This is a genomic window from Sphingobacteriaceae bacterium GW460-11-11-14-LB5, assembly GCA_002151545.1.
Lineage (GTDB): Bacteria > Bacteroidota > Bacteroidia > Sphingobacteriales > Sphingobacteriaceae > Pedobacter.
The window spans coordinates 1,781,780-1,800,782 of record CP021237.1 but is presented as its reverse complement, the minus strand read 5'-3'; the positions used below and the strand labels follow the sequence as shown (position 1 = coordinate 1,800,782).

Annotated in this window: 9 protein-coding genes; 1 reads left to right on the top strand and 8 read right to left on the bottom strand. The window is 41.0% G+C overall.

Going from position 1 to position 19,003, the window contains the following annotated elements:
• Positions 1 to 121: 121 nt before the first annotated feature.
• The 7 genes from CA265_07180 to CA265_07150 all read right to left on the bottom strand — a co-directional run bounded on the left by CA265_07180 (position 122) and on the right by CA265_07150 (position 15,311).
• A complete protein-coding gene (locus CA265_07180) occupies positions 122 to 2,341 on the bottom strand; it encodes a glycosyl hydrolase (GenBank protein ARS39445.1) in 2,220 nt (739 codons plus the stop codon).
• 10 nt (positions 2,342 to 2,351) lie between these two features.
• Positions 2,352 to 3,446, bottom strand: coding sequence for an endo-1,4-beta-xylanase (locus CA265_07175; GenBank protein ARS39444.1), 1,095 nt, complete (start codon positions 3,444 to 3,446; stop codon positions 2,352 to 2,354).
• A gap of 3 nt (positions 3,447 to 3,449) precedes the next feature.
• Positions 3,450 to 5,279, bottom strand: a complete 1,830-nt coding sequence (locus CA265_07170; protein ID ARS39443.1) for a beta-glucuronidase — start codon at positions 5,277 to 5,279, stop codon at positions 3,450 to 3,452.
• Positions 5,280 to 5,384: 105 nt separating this feature from the next.
• Positions 5,385 to 7,157, bottom strand: coding sequence for a hypothetical protein (locus CA265_07165; GenBank protein ID ARS39442.1), 1,773 nt, complete (start codon positions 7,155 to 7,157; stop codon positions 5,385 to 5,387).
• A 96-nt stretch (positions 7,158 to 7,253) separates the two neighbouring features.
• Entirely contained in the window at positions 7,254 to 10,328 is a 3,075-nt protein-coding gene (locus CA265_07160) for a hypothetical protein (GenBank protein ARS39441.1), read from the bottom strand.
• A gap of 37 nt (positions 10,329 to 10,365) precedes the next feature.
• A complete protein-coding gene (locus tag CA265_07155) occupies positions 10,366 to 12,108 on the bottom strand; it encodes a hypothetical protein (protein ARS39440.1) in 1,743 nt (580 codons plus the stop codon).
• 5 nt (positions 12,109 to 12,113) lie between these two features.
• The gene (locus tag CA265_07150) at positions 12,114 to 15,311 is read right to left on the bottom strand and encodes a hypothetical protein (protein ID ARS39439.1); all 3,198 of its coding nucleotides are present in this window, start codon (positions 15,309 to 15,311) and stop codon (positions 12,114 to 12,116) included.
• Between the two features lie 460 nt (positions 15,312 to 15,771).
• Here CA265_07150 and CA265_07145 point away from each other — a divergent pair, with 460 nt between their 5' ends.
• The gene (locus CA265_07145) at positions 15,772 to 16,791 is read left to right on the top strand and encodes a hypothetical protein (protein ID ARS39438.1); all 1,020 of its coding nucleotides are present in this window, start codon (positions 15,772 to 15,774) and stop codon (positions 16,789 to 16,791) included.
• Between the two features lie 978 nt (positions 16,792 to 17,769).
• Here CA265_07145 and CA265_07140 read toward each other — a convergent pair.
• A complete protein-coding gene (locus CA265_07140) occupies positions 17,770 to 19,002 on the bottom strand; it encodes an MFS transporter (protein ARS39437.1) in 1,233 nt (410 codons plus the stop codon).
• Position 19,003: the final 1 nt, after the last annotated feature.

Here is a 19,003-nt window from a genome sequence, read left to right as displayed (position 1 = left end):
ACTCCTTCCCCCTGTCATTCGTGTCGCCACGAACTGTATATTTTTTTTTAACCGCTAAGGCACTAGGTTCACAAAGCAGGTTAACACAAACCTTCCGTGTTTCTGTGTCTCGGTGGCCAATCTAGTTTAATAGTGTAAAATCCTTTTCCAGTTTAATATTATTCGAAGCGGTTCCGATCATTAATTTAAAATCGCCGGCTTCGGCAGCCCATTTTAGTTGTTGGTTATAAAAAGAAAGTTTCTCTTTATCGATAGTGAAAGTGATGGTTTTGCGCTCTCCTGCTGTTAACATTACTTTCTGAAAATCTTTCAATTCTTTAACCGGACGTACTACGGAAGCAAATTTATCCTGCAGATAAAGTTGAACGACCTCCTCTCCGGCATATTTACCAGTATTTTTTAAAGTAAAACTTACCGTAATTTTTTCGTCCTGTTTGATTTGTGTTTTGCTCAGTGTTAAATCGGTATAATCGAAAGTGGTATAACTCAAACCGTATCCAAAAGCAAATTTCGGGCTGTTGGGCATGTCTAAATACGCAGAACGGTAACGGGTATCCTTATCATTTTTAGCCGGACGACCCGTGCTCAGGTAGTTATAATACAAAGGGATCTGTCCTTCATCGCGTGGGAAAGTCATCGGCAATTTGCCCGCCGGGTTGTAATCGCCATAAAGCACATTGGCCATGGCATTACCTGCTTCGCTACCTAACCACCAGGTGTTCATAATAGCCGGAACGTGATCGGCTGTCCAGTTGAATATTAACGGTCGACCAGCCATGATCAAAACCACCACAGGTTTGCCTGTAGCCTGGATCGCTTTAATTAAATCTTCCTGCACACCAGGCATATGGATATTGGCTTTACTTTTTGCCTCACCGCTCATATCTAAAGTTTCGCCAACGGCCATAATCACCACATCAGCTTGTTTAGCCACTGCTACAGCTTCGGCAAAGCCAGCTTTTGAAGAATCAGCTACCTCACAGCCTTTGGCATATAATAATTCGGTTTGATTGCCGACCTTATTTTTTAATCCCTGGTATAAGGAAACCAGGTTATCTTTCTCCCAGGCAATAGACCAGAATCCTTGCATATCTTTTTCAGATTTACCCAAAGGACCAATCACAGCAATCTTTTTTAAATGCTTAGATAAGGGTAAAACCTGGTTTTCATTTTTCAAGAGCACGATACTTTTCTCGGCCATTTTTAAGGAAGCTTTTCTGTTTTCAGCAGAATTCAGCTCTTTTTCCTGACGGCTTTCGTTGCTAAAGCGGTATGGATCATCAAACAGACCCAATTCGAATTTCTTGCGTAAAATCCTTCTTACGGCATCATCAATCAAAGCAACAGGCACTTTTTTATCGGCAAGCAGTTTGGCCAGACTTGGCAGATAACTTCTGCTTTCCATATCCATATCGCTACCCGCTTTTAGGGCCAGTTCTGCGGCTTGTTCTTTATCTTTAGCATAACCATGGGCAATCATCTCTCCAATTGATCCCCAGTCGCTTACCACAAAACCCTGGTATTTCCATTGTCCTTTTAAAATATCACGTTGCAAGTAAGCGTTTCCTGTAGCTGGAATGCCGTTCAGGGTATTAAAAGAGTTCATAAAAGTAGCAGCACCAGCATCAACCGCAGCTTTAAATGGCGGCAAATAGGTTTCCCATAAAGTATGTTCGCTCATATCAACCGCATTGTAATCTCTACCGGCAATGGCCGCACCATAAGCAGCAAAGTGTTTTGCACAGGCCATAATCGCGTCGAGGTTACCTAAACCTTTGCCCTGAAAACCTTTTACACGGGCAAAGGCAATTTTAGACCCCAAATAAGTATCTTCTCCTGCCCCTTCCATTACCCTTCCCCAACGTGGATCGCGGGCAATATCAACCATGGGTGCGAATGTCCAGTGTACGCCAGAGGCTGCCGTTTCCCGTGCAGCCACCCTTGCGGCATTTTCCATTTCTGCCAAATCCCAGCTTGCGGCCTCGGCCAGTGGAATGGGAAAGGTAACCCGATACCCATGAATGACATCCAAACCGAAAATCAAGGGAATTTTCATTCTCGATTGCATGGCCACTTCCTGTACTTCGCGGGTTTCTTTGGCACCACGCACATTGAGCATGGAACCTAATTTGCCGTCGCGGATATCTTTTAACTTATTTGGATTATTCGTAATCGGTCCTGTTGCATCCCGATCGCCAGTATATTGATTTAACTGGCCGATTTTCTCATCCAGCGTCATCAGTTTTAAAACTGAATCAATTCTCTTTTCGATCTTTTTATCCTGCGCAACTGCGGAAAGGGATACCCCTAAGATTAAGGCTAATGGTAAATATTTTCTCATTAATATATGGCTATTTAACTCCGTCTAAAATTCCCTGATAAGCTGCTTTTCGCTGATATTGTGCATCGAAAGGCAAAGGCCAGTCGGGGCGGCTATAATTGGATGGTATCCAACTATCGGCATCGGTAACGTTCCACTGCGTGATCCCGAATTGCTGGCTTTTCGGAATGGCATTATACGCCTGCACAATGGTTTTATATTTTGCTGCCTGTTGCTCGCCCAAAGTCGTGCTGTATGTCATCGACTGCACATTATCGGGATTAAGGGCTATATCTATTTCAGAAATATGGATTTTTAGACCTGTTGCTGCCGCAGTGGTAATGGCGGCTGTTAAATTTGCATCAGTCTGCGTAACGCGGGTATGCATCTGGATGCCAACTCCATCAATCGGAATTCCCTTGTTTTTTAAGCCTATAACGAGGTTTAATATTGCTGTACGTTTTGTAGGGCCAAATTCATGACCATAATCATTGTAAAAAAGTAAAGCGTTTGGATCGGCTTCATGTGCATATTGAAATGCCCTGCCAATATAATCGACCCCTAATTTCTGTACCCAGATGCTGTTGCGCATGGTACCGTCTTCATTAACGGCTTCGTTTACCACATCCCATGAAACTACTTTTCCCTTAAAGTGGCCCACAACAGTCTGGATATGTGTCTTTAACAGGTTTTCCCACTCGGCGGTAGTGCCCTGAAAGTTATTCACCCAATCTGGAAGTGATTTGTACCAGTTTAAGGTATGGCCATGTACCCTTTTTCCATTGGCTACGGCAAAATCGATCAGATAATCTGCATCGCTCCAGTTGTAGGTATCTTTTGAGGGATGTAGGGATGCAAATTTCATGGCGTTTTCTGCCGTAACACTATTAAATTCTTTAATGACCAGATTACGGTAGTTAGTATTGCTTTTTAAAAGACTTACATTAACAGCGGCCCCCATTGGGAAAGGCATATTTTTTTGTAAGCTGATTTCTTCTGTTTGATGTGGCTGTATTAAAGTCCCTGGATCAATGCTGGTGCTCTTGTATTTGGCACAAGAGAGGGTTAACAGCGACATCGAAAGCATGATTTTCGAAGCGAAACTAATTTTCTGTAATCTGTTCATGTTTTATTTGTATTTGACCTGCATCTGGTCGTAAAAATCTTTCAGCACAAAGAAGGCTTTCTTTTTCTTGCCTGTTTCGCTGATCAGACCTTTACGGTTCCAGAAATTCTGATAAATAGGATGTTGTCTTCTTGGCGATCTGAAATCAGTTAAAATCCACGGTGTCATTCCGCGTAAAGCACCAATTTTGCTTAACATGGCGATCTGGTTTTTGTACAATGCTTCCTGGTATTCTTCGCTCCAACGGGTATTTTCATCCGCATGGAAACCGCCCAGCGCATCGCCACCAAACTCCGTAATCACCACCGGTTTTTTGTATTTGATATCAAAATTGTATTTGGTAATTTCGGATGGATTACCTCCCCAGTACCAGCCAGCGTACTCATTAAAACTTACCAGGTCGATTTTTTCGCCCAGGGGATCGTTTAAAATGATGTTATTTCCTTCACGGTGTACCTCCAGGGCCGCAGCCACCAAACGGGTATCATCTAAAGAGCGGGCAGTTTCTGCCAGATTACTCATAAAACTTAAACGGGCATCACTAAGCGGGGTTTCATTACCAATTGACCAAACGATCACACTTGCCCTGTTTTTATCGCGTACGATTAAATCAGTCAATTGTTTTTTTGCATTGGCATAAGTTGCCGGGTTGGTCCAGCTAATGGTCCAATAAACCGGAACTTCAGCCCAAACCAATAGTCCCATTTCGTCAGCAAGGCGAATCATTTCTTCATTATGGGGGTAATGCGCCAGGCGAACGTAGTTACAGTTCATATCTTTTGCCCATTGCAACATCATGCGCATATCGCCTTCCGAGCGTAAACGACCAGCTAAAAGCGGGTTTTCATCATGTAGCGATATTCCCCTTAAAAAAACAGATTTACCGTTCAACAGAATGCTATCACCTTCAACCTGGATGGTCCTGAAACCGATTTTATCGTTAATATTTTCTTTATCGGTTTTAATGTTTACGGCATATAATTTTGGCGTTTCCGGCGACCATAAACTTAAATTGTTCCAGGTAAATTCATCTGCAATTTTACCTTCACCATCTGTTTTATACTTCTTTTCCAGCTTTAGTTCAGGAATAGAAAGTGTAATTTCCTGTCCGGCAGTTGCATCAGCAAGTTTTACCGAAAAATTTAACAGGTTATTATTTCCTTTAACGAGCTGAAGTTTATAATCGCTGATAAAATGTTCAGGAAATTCGGCTAAAAAAACATCACGGGTAATCCCGCCATAATTCCACCAATCGGTATTTACGGTAGGAATTTCATCCTGTTTACGGATATTATCAACTTTAAGCACAATGGAGTTTTCGCCAACTTTTAAATTGCTGGTTACATCGAACTGGAAAGGCGTAAAACCGCCTTTGTGTACACCCAGTTTTTTACCGTTGAGGTAAACATGGGCCTCATAGTTTACTGCACCGAAGTATACGAAGTACTTTTTTCCTTTTTCGGGTTTTGCATCAAACTTTTTGCGCAGCCAAACATTGCCTTCGTAAAGTTCTAATTTTTCTGATTGAGAGTTCCAGTCGCCTGGAACATTCATTTGAGGCGAATGATCGAAATCATATTCGATCAGTTCCGACTTATCTTTCTGCACTTTATCGTCAAAATAACCTCCGGTTCCGGTTTTCGACTGATCGAATGGTTCATGGCGGTAATCGTAATAACCGTTTTCGTAAGGATCGACAATATAATTCCATTTACCATTAAGGCTCTGGATTTTCCGGGCCTGAATGTTCTGTATAGCGGTAACCTGACCGTAACTGATTGATGAAAGAAGCGAAAAGCAGATTAAAAATACGCTATAGGTTGTTTTTAGCATAACTTAAGTTTTAATATTAATTAATTGATCGTTTCAAAACTAACAATTAATTAACGGACGGTGTTTCCACCGCCCGCCTAAATTTGAGCAAAATTCAGTTTTTCGTTAATAACCAGGGTTTTGCCCCAAGCCAGGGGCTTTATTTAATTCGTTTTGAGCAATTGGATATAAATAGTTTTTAGCTGTGAACACCCTGTTTTCTACCGTAAATGGTGTATAGCTAAACGTTGTTGGTGTAAGCTGAACGATTCTCATGCCTGTAACAGGCTTGTTAAACGTGATCTCCCCTTCTTTCCATCGGCGTACATCGTAAAAACGTTGTTCTTCGAAGCAAAGTTCTACCCGTCGCTCATTGTGGATCCGCTTGCGTAATTCTTCTTTGGTTGGGGCTACATAACCCGCAGCTGATGGATTAGTGGTTTGTAAAGCTGGCATATCAACACTTTGTGCCGGTGTAGCTGTATTTTTTCGTTGGCGAACGGCATTTACCGATTTTAGGATTTCGGTTAAAGCAGCTGGTCCCTGTGCCTCGTTAAGTGCTTCAGCATAATTTAACAGTACCTCTGCATACCTGAAAAATATCCAAGGACGGCGAACGTTAGTTGCGGTACCCGTCCAAACGGCATTTTCACTCAGATACTTACGCATGTAGTAACCTGTTTTGGTCGCATTAACGTTTAAGTTTAACCCATCTTTACCTCCAACAAAAGTTTCAACTGGTTTACCTTTAAAATTATTGGCCGTTACAACCGGTTGAACTGAAGCTGTATTAAACATTATAGCAAAAGCCAGCCTGGGATCGCGGTTTGCATAAGGATTGGTGGCCACATAACCCGAGTTTGCATCGGTAATTGCTTTGCCAGTCGTTTTCATTTCAAAAGCATCAACCATTTCCTGTGTCGGGTTAGTACGGCCTGTTGCGCCATCATAACTAACCGGTGCATTGCTTGATTCGATGGTGTTCGTATTGAGTGTTTGCGTGGCAAAAATAACTTCATTATTATAGGCTGCGTTAGTTGCATTCCACAACCATATATTTTGATATGCAGCAAAAATGCCATGTTTGCCCGTATCTATTAGACGTTTTGCTGCGTCTGCAGCAGCTTGCCATTTGGCAGCATCGCCTGTTGGGTTATATTGAGGACTGGCCGCATATAACAACATCCTGGCCTTTAGCGCCATCGCTGAGGTTTGTGCAGCTCTTCCACGATTTACATTGTTCCAATCTGCCGGCGAAATTGGCAATCTGGCTATCGCAGCATCACAGTCTGCCGAAATCTGCGCCACACATTGATCGAAAGTATTTCTGGGTAAGTCCAGATTATCGTTGATGGTTAGTGTTTTGGTTACTATTGGAAAACTGCCATAACGTTTAAGCAGTTCGAATTGAAAAAATGCCCTTAAAAAATAAGCCTGTCCTTTTAAACGCTCTATTTGCGCTGCATAAGTCTGGTTTTCGGCTACGTTTGCCGGCAATACTTCATCAATTGGAACAATTGCACTGCCATCCACTTTTTCAAGGAACATGTTTGCTTTTCTGATGCCTACATACATATCGGCATAAACATCATCAAAGGTTCTAACCGGGCTCCAGGTACCATTGTTAAGTGTAGAAATTGATGAATTCTGATTGGAATTTACCGCTTCGTCGCTTCCTGAGGCCAGTAAGGCGCCATCACCGAGGTTATAGCGATCGGAAAGCACAGCATATACATTGTTCAGAAAATTTCTGGCATAATCAGGGTTGGCCCATAACTGCGCTTCCGTAATATCGTTACCTCCACTAAAAGAACCATCTTGAAGAAAGTCAGATTTTTTACATCCAGCTAGCGCTAACGCTACAAAGGCAAGGATTAGATAAAATATATTTTTTTTCATCTTTTTTTATTTATTTCAATGGTGATGAAGCGATCATGATTTTAATGTATCTTATTATAAGTTTGTAAAATCATGATGGTTTCATTGTCTTATCTTTTAAAATTTCAAGTTCATCCCTAATGAATAAATTTTCATGTAAGGATATGAGGCATTGTATCCCGATTCTGGCAACTCCGGATCGATGGGTAAATCGCCAAGTTTATCAAAGGTTAACAGGTTTAAGCCGCCCACATAAAAACGAAGCTGTGAGATTCTTAACTTTCTGGTAAATGATGATGGCAGAGAATAACCAAGTTCTACGTTTTTCAGCCTGATGTAATCGCCAGAACGGATCCAAAAATCAGAGTTGGCGGTATTGTTCCCCCTATCGGTTAATAATAGTCGTGGGTAAGCAGCACCCGGATTCTGTGGTGTCCACCGGTCTACGCTGAACTGACTGAGGTAACCATTGTTGGCATTACCCGAATTAACCAGATTTTGAATGGTAATTGACCTGCCACTGGTACCTTGAAATAGGAAATTGATATCGAAGTTTTTAACAGAAACCGAAGCACCAAAACCGAAGAAAGCTTTAGGCACAAAGTTGAAATCGGTCCTTATTCTGTCCAGATCGTTAATGATTCCATCTCCGTTTTGATCAACATATTTAATATCGCCCGGTTTTACCTCTCTTGACAGAATTTGTTTTGGTGAAGCATCAATCTGCGCCTGCGACTGGAAAATACCGTCAGATATTAGCATGGTAGAGATATATCCGGCAGAAGTAGTTGCGGTTGCTGCAGGCGAAATTACACTCGAAATGGGGTGCCCCAATGCTTTTTGATAAGCCGGTAAGCCAGCTGCCTCATTAATGGCCAGGATTTTACTTACGTTATAGGTAAAGTTCCCAAAAACGTTTAAATCAACGGCGCCTATTTTTTTATTGTAATTAATACTGGTTTCAAAGCCTTTGTACTCCGCTTCGCCCTCATTCACATAAATCAACCCTTGCCCGAGCAAGCTTGGCAATAAAGAAGCAGTAGTTAAGTCTTTTCTGTTTTCATAAAAATAATCAGCACTGATGGCTAATGATTGTTTAAACATTTTGGCATCAAAACCAACACTGGTTTTATATGCTTTTTCCCAGGTTAAATCAGGATTGGCCAATGCCAGTTGACCGGTACCGCCAACACCTGCAAAAGCGGTCCCGAAGTTATAACCCGTGGTACTTCTGCTAAAGAAATCGTTGAAGGCAAACCTTCTGGCCGAACCAATGGCATCATTACCTACCAGGCCATAAGATCCCCTGATTTTTAGCAGATCAAGAAAACCAGCAGATCCTTTCATAAAATTCTCATCAGAAATGATCCATCCGGCAGATGCTGCCGGGAAAAAACCATATCTTTTACCAGGCGCAAAATTTTCAGAGCCAGAATAATTGGCTGTTACGTCTACAAAATAACGCTGGATAAAATTGTATGATAAACGGTTAGACCAGCCTTCTCTGCGTACATCTAAATTCCCGAAAGAAGATAAATTTGCTCTCGAAACCCTGGTAGAAAATTTAATATCATGTTTACCAAATGTTCTATTGTAATCTAAACCAGCCCAAAACTCACTCTTTTTCACGTTGCCAGAGAACACATTGCCCTGATAATTCACTTTACTGGCCGTGCCAAATGGCGAATAAGAGCCATCGGCATTAAGTACGGCTGTTGCATAGGTTTCGGCAAAGCCAGAGCGGTATAAACCCGCAATATCATAAGCATAAAACACTTCGGCCGATAATCCTTTTAAAATACCATCCATTTTCTGACGGGCACTAATGGTTGCAATCATATTCCGCATTAAATCGGTACTGGCTCCCCTGGCCTGCATCATCGCCAATGGGTTACTTTGCTGATAAACTGATGTACCGCCATAAGATCCGTTAGGATTTAAAATCGGAAAGGCATTTGCCGGTGTGGAATATACTGTAGTTAAAAAAGCACCGGTCCCTGCATTCGGGAAAGTAAGATTGGTGATCCTGCCACCAATATCCAATGCAACATCTAAGTTTTTGTTCACATGCAGATCTAAATTGGTGCGCAGGTTATAACGGTTAAAATCGGTATTGGCGTCATAAGTTTCGTTATTGCCACCTTTGTAAAAACCACCTTGCTGGTAAGCACTTAAAACTGTGTAGTATTTGATAAAAGCATTACCACCTGTTACCGAAGCTACATAACGTTGTGTTGGCGCTACTCTTTTGGTAAAATCCCTTACAAAATTATTATTCGGGTATTTTATAGGATCTGAGCCATCCTGATAGGCCTGTAACGCCGCGGGACCATAAACACTGGCACCTCCACTGTTGATGGATGCCTCGTTATAGAGTGTAGCATATGAGTAGGCATCTAAAGGAGCGGTGATCTGCAGCGGAGCCTGAAGCCCGGCCTGTGCGTCGAAACTTACTTTTGTTGAAGTGGCACTACCGCGACGGGTTTTTACATAAATTACGCCATTACCGCCATACATACCATACCAGGCCAAAGTTGCTGCATCTTTTAATACACTTACACTTTCAATTTCACTTAAGTCCATTGAAGTAAAATCTCTTTCAATACCATCAACCAAAACCAAAGGTTCCTGGTTACTATTGTAAGATGAGCGTCCCCTTACCAGAAAACTGGAGGCATCGTAGCCCGGCTGCTGCGAGCCACTCGGATACACGGCCAGCCCCGCTAATCTGCCCGTAAAAACATTGGTTAATGAAGATGAAGGGATCTGAGGAAGGTCTTCCGCACGAATGGTACTAATGGTTGCCGTAACCGCTCTTCTCTTTCTTACCCCAAAAGGGATATATACATTGTCATCATCACCGGCATCAATTAAAGACCTGGTTAAGATTACATCTCCCTTGTTCACTTCGCCTGCCGGTTTTAAAATGGTACCAAATCCAAGATATTTAAATACCAGCACATCGCTGCTGCTTACCTCCATAGAAAAGCTACCGTCTGTTCCGGTAGAAACCGCTTTATTGCTTTTATCTTCCTGAATGGAAATGGTTACGCCAGGCAGCGGTTTTTTATCCTGATCTACAACCTTTCCGGTTACGGTTAATTTCTCATCAGGTTTTTGCCCGTAAACATTCAGCATTCCCGCCATCATGAATAAGAGACAAATGATATATTTTGATTGTATAAATTTCATATTGAAAAATCTTTTTAGCGTTATATTAATTAACCTACTATTCCCAACCCGGATTTTGGGTCAATACCCCTTTACTTTTATAAACTTCTGCTCTGGGAATTGGATAAAGATTTTGTGCCTCTGTCCAGGTTTTTTGGAAGGTTGGGCCTAACACAATTGGCGTATAGGTAAAAGTTCCATTGCTGTTTTTAACTACATCCATACCCTTCATTGGAACGGCAATGGTTTGTGCACCAATTTTCCAACGCATAATATCGTACCAGCGGTGATCTTCAAAGGCCAGTTCGATGGCGCGTTCGTGCCTGATTACGGTGCGCATTTCATCTTGCGTCATGTTATCCTTAAGGCCATAGCCATAAGTACCTGTCCCCTTAGCAATACCGGCGCGTTTGCGGATATCAACCAGTACATTGTAAACCGAAGCATCATTAACCGTATAGTTTGCTTCATTCTGTGCCTCAGCATAGTTTAACATCATTTCTGCATAACGGAAATAGATGTAGTTTAATAAGGTGGTACTTCCACCCACAGTCCTATAAACCTCAGGCCAGTATTTTTTGCAATAGTAACGTGTGGCCGTATAGGTAATGGTGGTACTGTAATCCCTACCGAATATGGTATTGTTGTCGGCATCCTTGGTGGTCCACATTTCGATTTTTCGACCTTGCCAGGCCAAGTCGTTATAGATAATGTTATTGTAAAAGCGTGGCTCACGGTTTAAATAAGGCTTTTGCGGATCGTAACCAGATGTTGGATCGGTAATGGATTTACCATTGGCCATTTCATACATATCTACGTGGTTTTGTGTAGGATTCATTTGGCCTTGTGCACCGCCAGAAGCTGGCGACATCGAAAAATCCTGCATCATTTCACCAGCCAGAGGCGTTGGGCCTTTTATCCTGATCATGATGTATTCTGTTGAATTGGGAAGATTTAACAGATCTCCATAAGTAGCCTGCAATGCATAAGTTTGCCTGGCCAATCCGTTTGCGCCTTTCATTACTTCAGCAGCCGCATCGGCAGCAGCCTGCCATTTGCTTTTGTCGTTACCGGGATTGTTTAGCGGACTAGCGGCATATAATAAAACCCTTGCCTTTAAAGCCAATGCGGCGCCAATCGTTGGGCGACCATAATTGGAAGGTCCATATTCGGTGTCGGTACCTAATTTAGTAATGGCTACCTCTAAATCTTTAAGAATAAAAGCGGTTACCTGAGCGAAGGTGCTACGCGGCAAATTGATATCATCATAAACCCCATAAACTTTATCTACAATGGGTACACCACCAAATCTTTTAGTTAGTTCGAAATAAGATAAGGCGCGTAAGAAACGCATTTCACCTTCTACACGTTTAGCATCAAAAACCGGAACTGAAGCATTTGGTGGAAGTGGCACCTCACCTATCCTCGCCAGCATTTTATTCTGGACAGCAATACCCGCGTACATCAATTTCCAAACGCCGTAAATATCATTTAAAGATGGTCCGTTTGAATGATCGTGATATAAACCTCTGTTTAAAGAGGTTACCGAGCCCTCTGAGTTACCAGAAACGGCCTCATCGGAAGCTTGTGCTGTACAACCACGGTGATCGTTAAAACGAACATATTTGGTAATCAGATAATTATAGGCGTTATCAGCAAATCTTGCAGCCAATGCCGGATCGGCAAAAATATCATCCTCACTGATGGCAACACCCGGTGTACGCTCTAAATAGTCTTTTTTACAAGAAATGGAGAAGAGTGTAAATAAAAGAACTGCCGTAAATATTTTATAATTTTTCATTTTCTTTAGAATTGAACGTTTAAACCAAAATTGTAAACCTTAGATGTTGGATAAAGCGCTTGTAAAGGAAAAGCCGTATTGATGGTGTTCACATTTTCAGGATCTACGTAAAACCTGTACTTCGTCCAGGTATATAGATTCTGCCCTTGTAAGAAAAGCCTTACATTGCTTAGTTTTAAAGCGGTAGCCCATTCCTTTGGTAAATTCCACGCAAATTCTATATTCCTGATTTTTAAATAAGCCGAATTCTGCAAAGTAAAATCGTTTAAAGCGTAATTGAGCGATGCTGTTCCCCTGGCATGTAAAGCCGGCCATGTTGCGCTAGCTGCATTTTCGGGTGTCCAGGCATCGAGCATGAACGGATACATCTGCTGGCCATTATTCTGCTCGTTCAAAATAACATTTGAGCTTACATGCGCAACCCCCTGGAATAAGGCGGAAAGTGAAAATCCTTTGTATAAAATGCGGGGACTAAAACTATACACATATTCAGGTGTATTGGTATACCCGATTTTGTCCTGATCTAAACTGGTGATGATACCATCTCTATCTAAATCTTTAAATTTTAAATCTCCTGGAATTGGCGAATAACCCTGTAATTTTGGTGAGGCGGCAATATCTGCTGCTGACTGAAAGAAACCATCCGTTCTATAGCCAAAAAATTGTCCAACACTTGTTCCCTTTCTGGCTACTGAAAAAGGCAAGCCATCTGGTTCGTCGTTTTCTATGATTCTATTTTTAGCGTAGCTGATCTGCGCATTTAATCCAAGCGTTATTGCTCCGATCTGCTTCTGATAATCGAGTTCAACTTCGTAACCTTTATTGTACACAATCCCCCGGTTGAAGTTTGGATAAGTGTGCCCAAAAAGCGCTGATCCACTCAAGGATGGTGTAAGGATGTCTCTTCTGGTTTCATCAAATAAATCAACAGTGACTTTTAAATTATCTTTTAACATACGGGCTTCAAAACCAATATTACGTTTTGTACCCGTTTCCCAGGTAACCAGCTCATTCCCTAAATCATTTCCCGTAGCACCGAAAAACTGAGGATCCCTGATCAGAATAGTTGGATAATTGGTAATCGAGTTCGGGTTTCCAAATGGCGCTACCTGGCCACCAGCTGTAGTTGTAGTATAAGTAGAATAGCTGGTTAAAAACAGGAAGCGGCTATCCGAAATGCGGTCGTTACCCACTAAACCATAACTACCTCTAATTTTTAAATAAGTTAAAATATCGTTCTTTTTCCAGAATGACTCGTTCGTTAATGTCCATCCTGCTGATACTGCCGGGAAGAAACCATAACGTAAGCCTTGAGCAAAATTCTCTGATCCGTTGTATGAAGCATTAAATTCAGCAAAATAACGCTCATCATAGTTATAGGTAACGCGGCTGGCAATACCCTGTGATGCTCTTGGAGGCGCAGTAAATGCGGTACTACCTGTTGATTTAATTAACTGCCTTGTTCCCAGCAATAAAGCGCCAATACTGTGTTTACCAAAATCGCGGTTATAATCAAAACCCGACTGTATGTTCATGTTTGTACTTCCTTCAGTAACACCACCGTCTTGTACAGCACCTAAAGGCTCATCGCGGTTACGGGTATCGGTTGATAAGGTAACCTCCTTAGTAATGGGATTATACACATAGGCTGCCCAGTTTGCGTTTCTTCTTTCGATATTGTTGTAGTACGAGTCGTAGCCAAATACTGTTTTAAAACCCAGGCCTTTGGTGATGAAACCGAGTTTGTAATTTAGATTGAATGTGCTTTCGATCGTGTTGTTATCATCATTACGTGTTCCAAAACGGGTTAAAACGGCATAAGGATTCCAGATGTTTGTACCCACATTCGGGTTGGCGGTTATTCTTCCGTCGGGTAAGGTAACCGGATAAGCATAAGCAGGTACCTGTAAAATACGGGAGATCATCCCCTCAATCGTATCATATGAAAAAGCAGATGAAGACCTTAAACCGGCAGGCTGGTACCGGTCGGCAAAACGGCCGCCTAATTTAATACCTACAGTAAAATCCTTATTTAAAGTTAAATCTACATTTGACCGGAAATTGTAACGGTTATAATTTGGCACCGTGTTGATTCCATATGGTGAATCGAACTTTTTGAAAATACCATCCTGAAAAGCATAACCAGCTGATACAAAGTATTTGGCAACTTTTGTTCCGCCATTAATATTAATATTATGCTGCGTTTGAGAATAATACTTTTTGGTTAAATAGTCGAACCATTGTACGTCAGGATAACCAATTGGATCAGACCCATCTTTGAATTTTTGCAGCGCAGCATCAGAAAATGGCGGCGTTAACGGCACTGATAAGCCATAACTATCATTTTTATAAGCCTGATTCAACAAAGAAGCATTCTCGAATGCAGGAAGCCCCACCGCTAATCCTGTATAAGTTTGTAAGGCATAATTTCCGGTATAAGTAACCTTTGGCGCGCCAATTTTACCCTGTTTTGTTGTAATTACAATGATACCGTTCGCCCCGCGGATACCATAAATAGCGGTTGAAGCAGCATCCTTTAACACGGTAATGGTTTCGATTTCATTTGCATCAACATCTGAGAAACTCGGACGTTCTACCCCATCAACCACCACAATAGCGGCATTATTGGCGCCATATGTCGCCACACCTCTCACCTTTAGTTGAGCACCGTCTGCACCTGGCTGGCCACTCGTTTGTACGGCCAATAAGCCTGGCAAACGACCAATTAAACTATTGGTGGGGTTTGGCGTTGGGGATTTCATGATCTCTTCAGAACTGATTTGGGCAATGGCTCCGGTTAAGGTAGATTTTTTCTGCGCACCGTAACCAATCACAACCACTTCATCCAAACCCTGAGAATTGTCTTCCAATACAATGGTTATACTGCTTTTGCTGTTTACAGTAACCTCTTTGTTGATATAGCCAATATAAGTAAAGGTCAAAGTCGCATTGTCAGCCGCTTTAATCGAAAATTTACCATCGTTATCAGTTACCGCCCCTACGGTGGTACCCTTTACCCTAACACTAACACCTGGCAAGGTAACTCCTTTGTTATCTTTTACCGTACCGGTTACCGTTCCCTGCGCAAATGCAGTAAAGGAAGTGAGTAAAATAAAAGCCAAAGTATGGAGCACCTTAAGCCAGTGGATTTTCTCAAACCCAACAGATGGTAAAATGCTTCTAAAATTGTAAAGTCTATCCATAATTATAATAAATACTAAATTTATTTTGTTGAAATTTAATGCGTAGCTAGCCCATATTAAGTAGATTTGTAACTGTACAGATCCAATTAATTTAATTTAAAATGTCGCTCAGCAGCTGCAAGAGAAGCGATCAGGAAAATGTTTGAATTTTGCGGTTAAGCGTCTTGGGAATTGTATGATTTTGTCTTTAATTCGTAATATCTTTGCGACAAAATGTAGTTAGTTTTAACAACTAAACTTGATCCTTCAGTAAATGCCCTTTTAAAACTGAAGTAAGTACGGGATGATTTCATCATGTTTATTTGGTTAGTTTGTGTTTAGTGATAACGAATTTAGAAAAGCTTAAAAGATTAAAACGTTTTAAAATAGGCCAAAACGCAATAAAATCCACTGAAACTACATTTCAAACGTTTGAAATAATTGCGTTTTTTTTCTTAACTATGCATTGAGATTGGAAAAGATGATGAACAATACCCCTGTTACACTAAAATTCTTGGCTGAAAAGTTAAAGATGTCAGTATCAACAGTATCAAAAGCCCTTAACAACTACCCAACCATAAACGAATACACCAAACAGCGTGTTCAGGAAATGGCTCGCGATTTGCATTTTACGCCCAATAAATCAGCCATTAATTTAAAGGAAAAGAAATCGCACATTATTGGTATTATCTTACCCAATCTTTTAGATCACTTTTTCACCAGAAGTATTTATGGTGTGGAACAGTTTGCTACGCAAAACGGATACAATGTGATCATTAGTCAATCTCACGATGAACTGGAGAAAGAGATCCAATCTGCTAATATGTTGTTGCGGAGCCGGGTTGATGGTTTAATTGTAGCTATTTCAAAACATACACAAGATTTTGGGCATTTAGACCAGTTCGAAAACATGGGCATTCCGGTGGTATATTATACCCGAAACCCGAGTTTTAACTTAAACTGCCATAAAGTACTGGGCAATACCTTTCAGGGCTGTTATCAGGCTACAAAGTTTTTAATAGACAGGGGGCATCAAAAGATTGCTTATTTAGGCGGCCCAAAAATGATTAATTTTACGCACGATCGTTTTAATGGTTACATCAATGCTTTAAAAGACAATCAAGTACCTTTTTCATCAGATTTGGTTGCTTATACCGATTTTGATAAAGAAAATACAATTTCAGCAATTAAGAACTTATTTGCCAATCCAGATAATATGCCTACTGCACTGGTGGCTTTTAAAGAACCGATCCTATTCGATGCGATAAAATACCTGAGGTCGATAAACCACCCCAAATTTGACGAAATTGAGTGTATAGGATTTGGGAACACTTCTTTCATCGGTTATCTCGATTCACCACCTATTGCCTCTATTGAAGAAAATCCTGAATCGGTAGGAGAAAATGCAATTAAACTATTGATACAATTAATCAACAAAGAAATCGATATCCAACATTACCAAAAAATAATGGTCGATTGTAAGTTGATTGTACACGAGTAGGCGTTTGGGGTTTTAACCAATGTTATATACAAATTGTACAGGCGTAAGCGTTTGGCGAGAGGCGTTTGGCGTTTTAACCTATTCTAAAATCTGCGGCCCTTATCTGTTTAATCTGCGGGAAACCTTTGCTCCAAACCTTAATGTTCTTAATTCCTTAATGGTAAAACCTTCACTATAGTGCACACCATTAAGAAGTTAAGGTAGTAAGAGAATATGATGAGCTACCTTCCAAAAAGAGAAAACTTATTCTTTAATCGGTTACGATGAATTTCGTGATATACAAATTTTACACGGGTAAGCGTTTGGCGAGAGGCGTTTGGCGTTTTAACCAATTCTAAAATCTGCGGCCTTATCTGTTTAATCTGCAGGAAACCCTTTGCTACAAACCTTAATGTTCTTAATTCCTAAATGTTAAAAACCTTCACTATAGCGCACACCATTAAGAAGTTAAGGTAGCTAAGGGAATATGATGATCTACCTTCCAAAAAGAGAAAACTTATTCTTAACTGGTTACGATGGTTTTTGTTATATACAAATTGGACAGGGGTAAGCATTTGGCGAAAGGCGTTTGGCGTTTTAACCTATTCTAAATTCTACAACCCTTATATGTTTAATCTGCGGGAAACCCTTTGCTCCAAACCTTAATGTTTTTAATTCCTTAATGGTAAAACCTTCACTATAGCGCACCATTAAGAAGTTAAGGTAATTAAGAGAATATGATGAGCTAACTTCCAAAAAGAGAAAACTTATTCTTTAACTGGTTACGATGGTTTTCGTGATATACAAATTGTACAGGGGTAAGCGTTTGGCGAGAGGCGTTTGGCGTTTTAACCCATTCTAAAATCTGCGGCCCTTATCTGTTTAATCTGCGGGAAACCTTTGCTCCAAACCTTAATGTTCTTAATTCCTTAATGGTAAAAAACCTTCTCTATAGCGCACACCATTAAGAAGTTAAGGTAGTTAAGAGAATATGATGAGCTAACTTCCAAAAAGAGAAAACTTATTCTTCAATTGATTACGATGATTTTCGTTGTATACGAAGGCCGCAACAATCAACAAACCAGCTATACCTTCAAAAGCAACGACTACCTGCGTCCCAAAAAGATGTGCCAAATAACCCATTAATAAACTCCCTATTGGCAATACACCCTGGTAGGCCATGATATAGTAACTTAAGGTTCTGCCCCTCATTACATCATCGGCATGCGTTTGCAAATAAGTATTGATTGACGAGGTTTGCGCCATTAAACCCAGAGCAGCTAAACCAGTACAAATTAAAGCCAGGATAAGTGATGGTGATATAGCCAGCGCGACAACCGAAATGGCCAGCAAAATACCCGACATCATCACAATCTTTTGCAGATTCTGGTTCACCTTTAAAGTAGCCATATAAATGGCACCAAAGAAGGCCCCAAATCCTGCGGCACTTTCAAACCAGCCAAATGTGGTGGCATTTCCATTAAAAATATCTTTGGCAAATACAGGTAATAAAGTAGTAAAAGGAATTACCAATAAACTCGATGCAGCCATCATTAGTACCATCGATGCCAAATCTGGAGATGATTTAAGATAATCATAACCTTTTTTCAGGTCGATCCAGATATTTTCCTTCGATTTTTGATGTGCAGTGAGTTTAAGTTTCATCATGACCATACAACCCAATACCGCAATAAAGCTTACAAAATTGATCAGGAAACAGATATCTTCACCCAGGGTACTCAAAATTACCCCTGCCAAGGCCGGCCCGATTAGCCTGGCCGCATTAAACATGGAAGAGTTGAGTGCAATGGCATTTGGTAAATCTTCTTTATCATCAATTAAATTTACCATTAACGATTGGCGGGCAGTAACATCAAAAGCATTTACCAAACCCTGAACCAGCGAAAGGGCTGCAATCCAGACCATATCGTACACCTTAAACCAGATCATCAAAGCCAGGGCACCGGCCTGCAACATCAGGATTACCTGAGTGATCACCAATATTTTATATTTATTATGCCTGTCTACATAACTCCCGGCATATGGCGCCAGCACCAGCGAAGGAATTAAACTTAAAAAAGTAATCAATCCCAACAAAAAAGCTGATCCGGTTAAACGGTAAACCAGCCAGCTAATGGCTACACGCTGCATCCATGTACCAATTAATGAAATAGCCTGACCTGTAAAAAATAACCTGTAATTGTAATGCCTTAATGAACGAAAAATACTCATG

Bases quoted from the DNA above. Each gene is read 5' to 3' on its own strand.
- CA265_07180 (ARS39445.1), bottom strand. From the start codon at position 2,341: ATGAGAAAATATTTACCATTAGCCTTAATCTTAGGGGTATCCCTTTCC.
- CA265_07175 (ARS39444.1), bottom strand. From the start codon at position 3,446: ATGAACAGATTACAGAAAATTAGTTTCGCTTCGAAAATCATGCTTTCG.
- CA265_07170 (ARS39443.1), bottom strand. From the start codon at position 5,279: ATGCTAAAAACAACCTATAGCGTATTTTTAATCTGCTTTTCGCTTCTT.
- CA265_07165 (ARS39442.1), bottom strand. From the start codon at position 7,157: ATGAAAAAAAATATATTTTATCTAATCCTTGCCTTTGTAGCGTTAGCG.
- CA265_07160 (ARS39441.1), bottom strand. From the start codon at position 10,328: ATGAAATTTATACAATCAAAATATATCATTTGTCTCTTATTCATGATG.
- CA265_07155 (ARS39440.1), bottom strand. From the start codon at position 12,108: ATGAAAAATTATAAAATATTTACGGCAGTTCTTTTATTTACACTCTTC.
- CA265_07150 (ARS39439.1), bottom strand. From the start codon at position 15,311: ATGGATAGACTTTACAATTTTAGAAGCATTTTACCATCTGTTGGGTTT.
- CA265_07145 (ARS39438.1), top strand. From the start codon at position 15,772: ATGATGAACAATACCCCTGTTACACTAAAATTCTTGGCTGAAAAGTTA.
- CA265_07140 (ARS39437.1), bottom strand. From the start codon at position 19,002: ATGAGTATTTTTCGTTCATTAAGGCATTACAATTACAGGTTATTTTTT.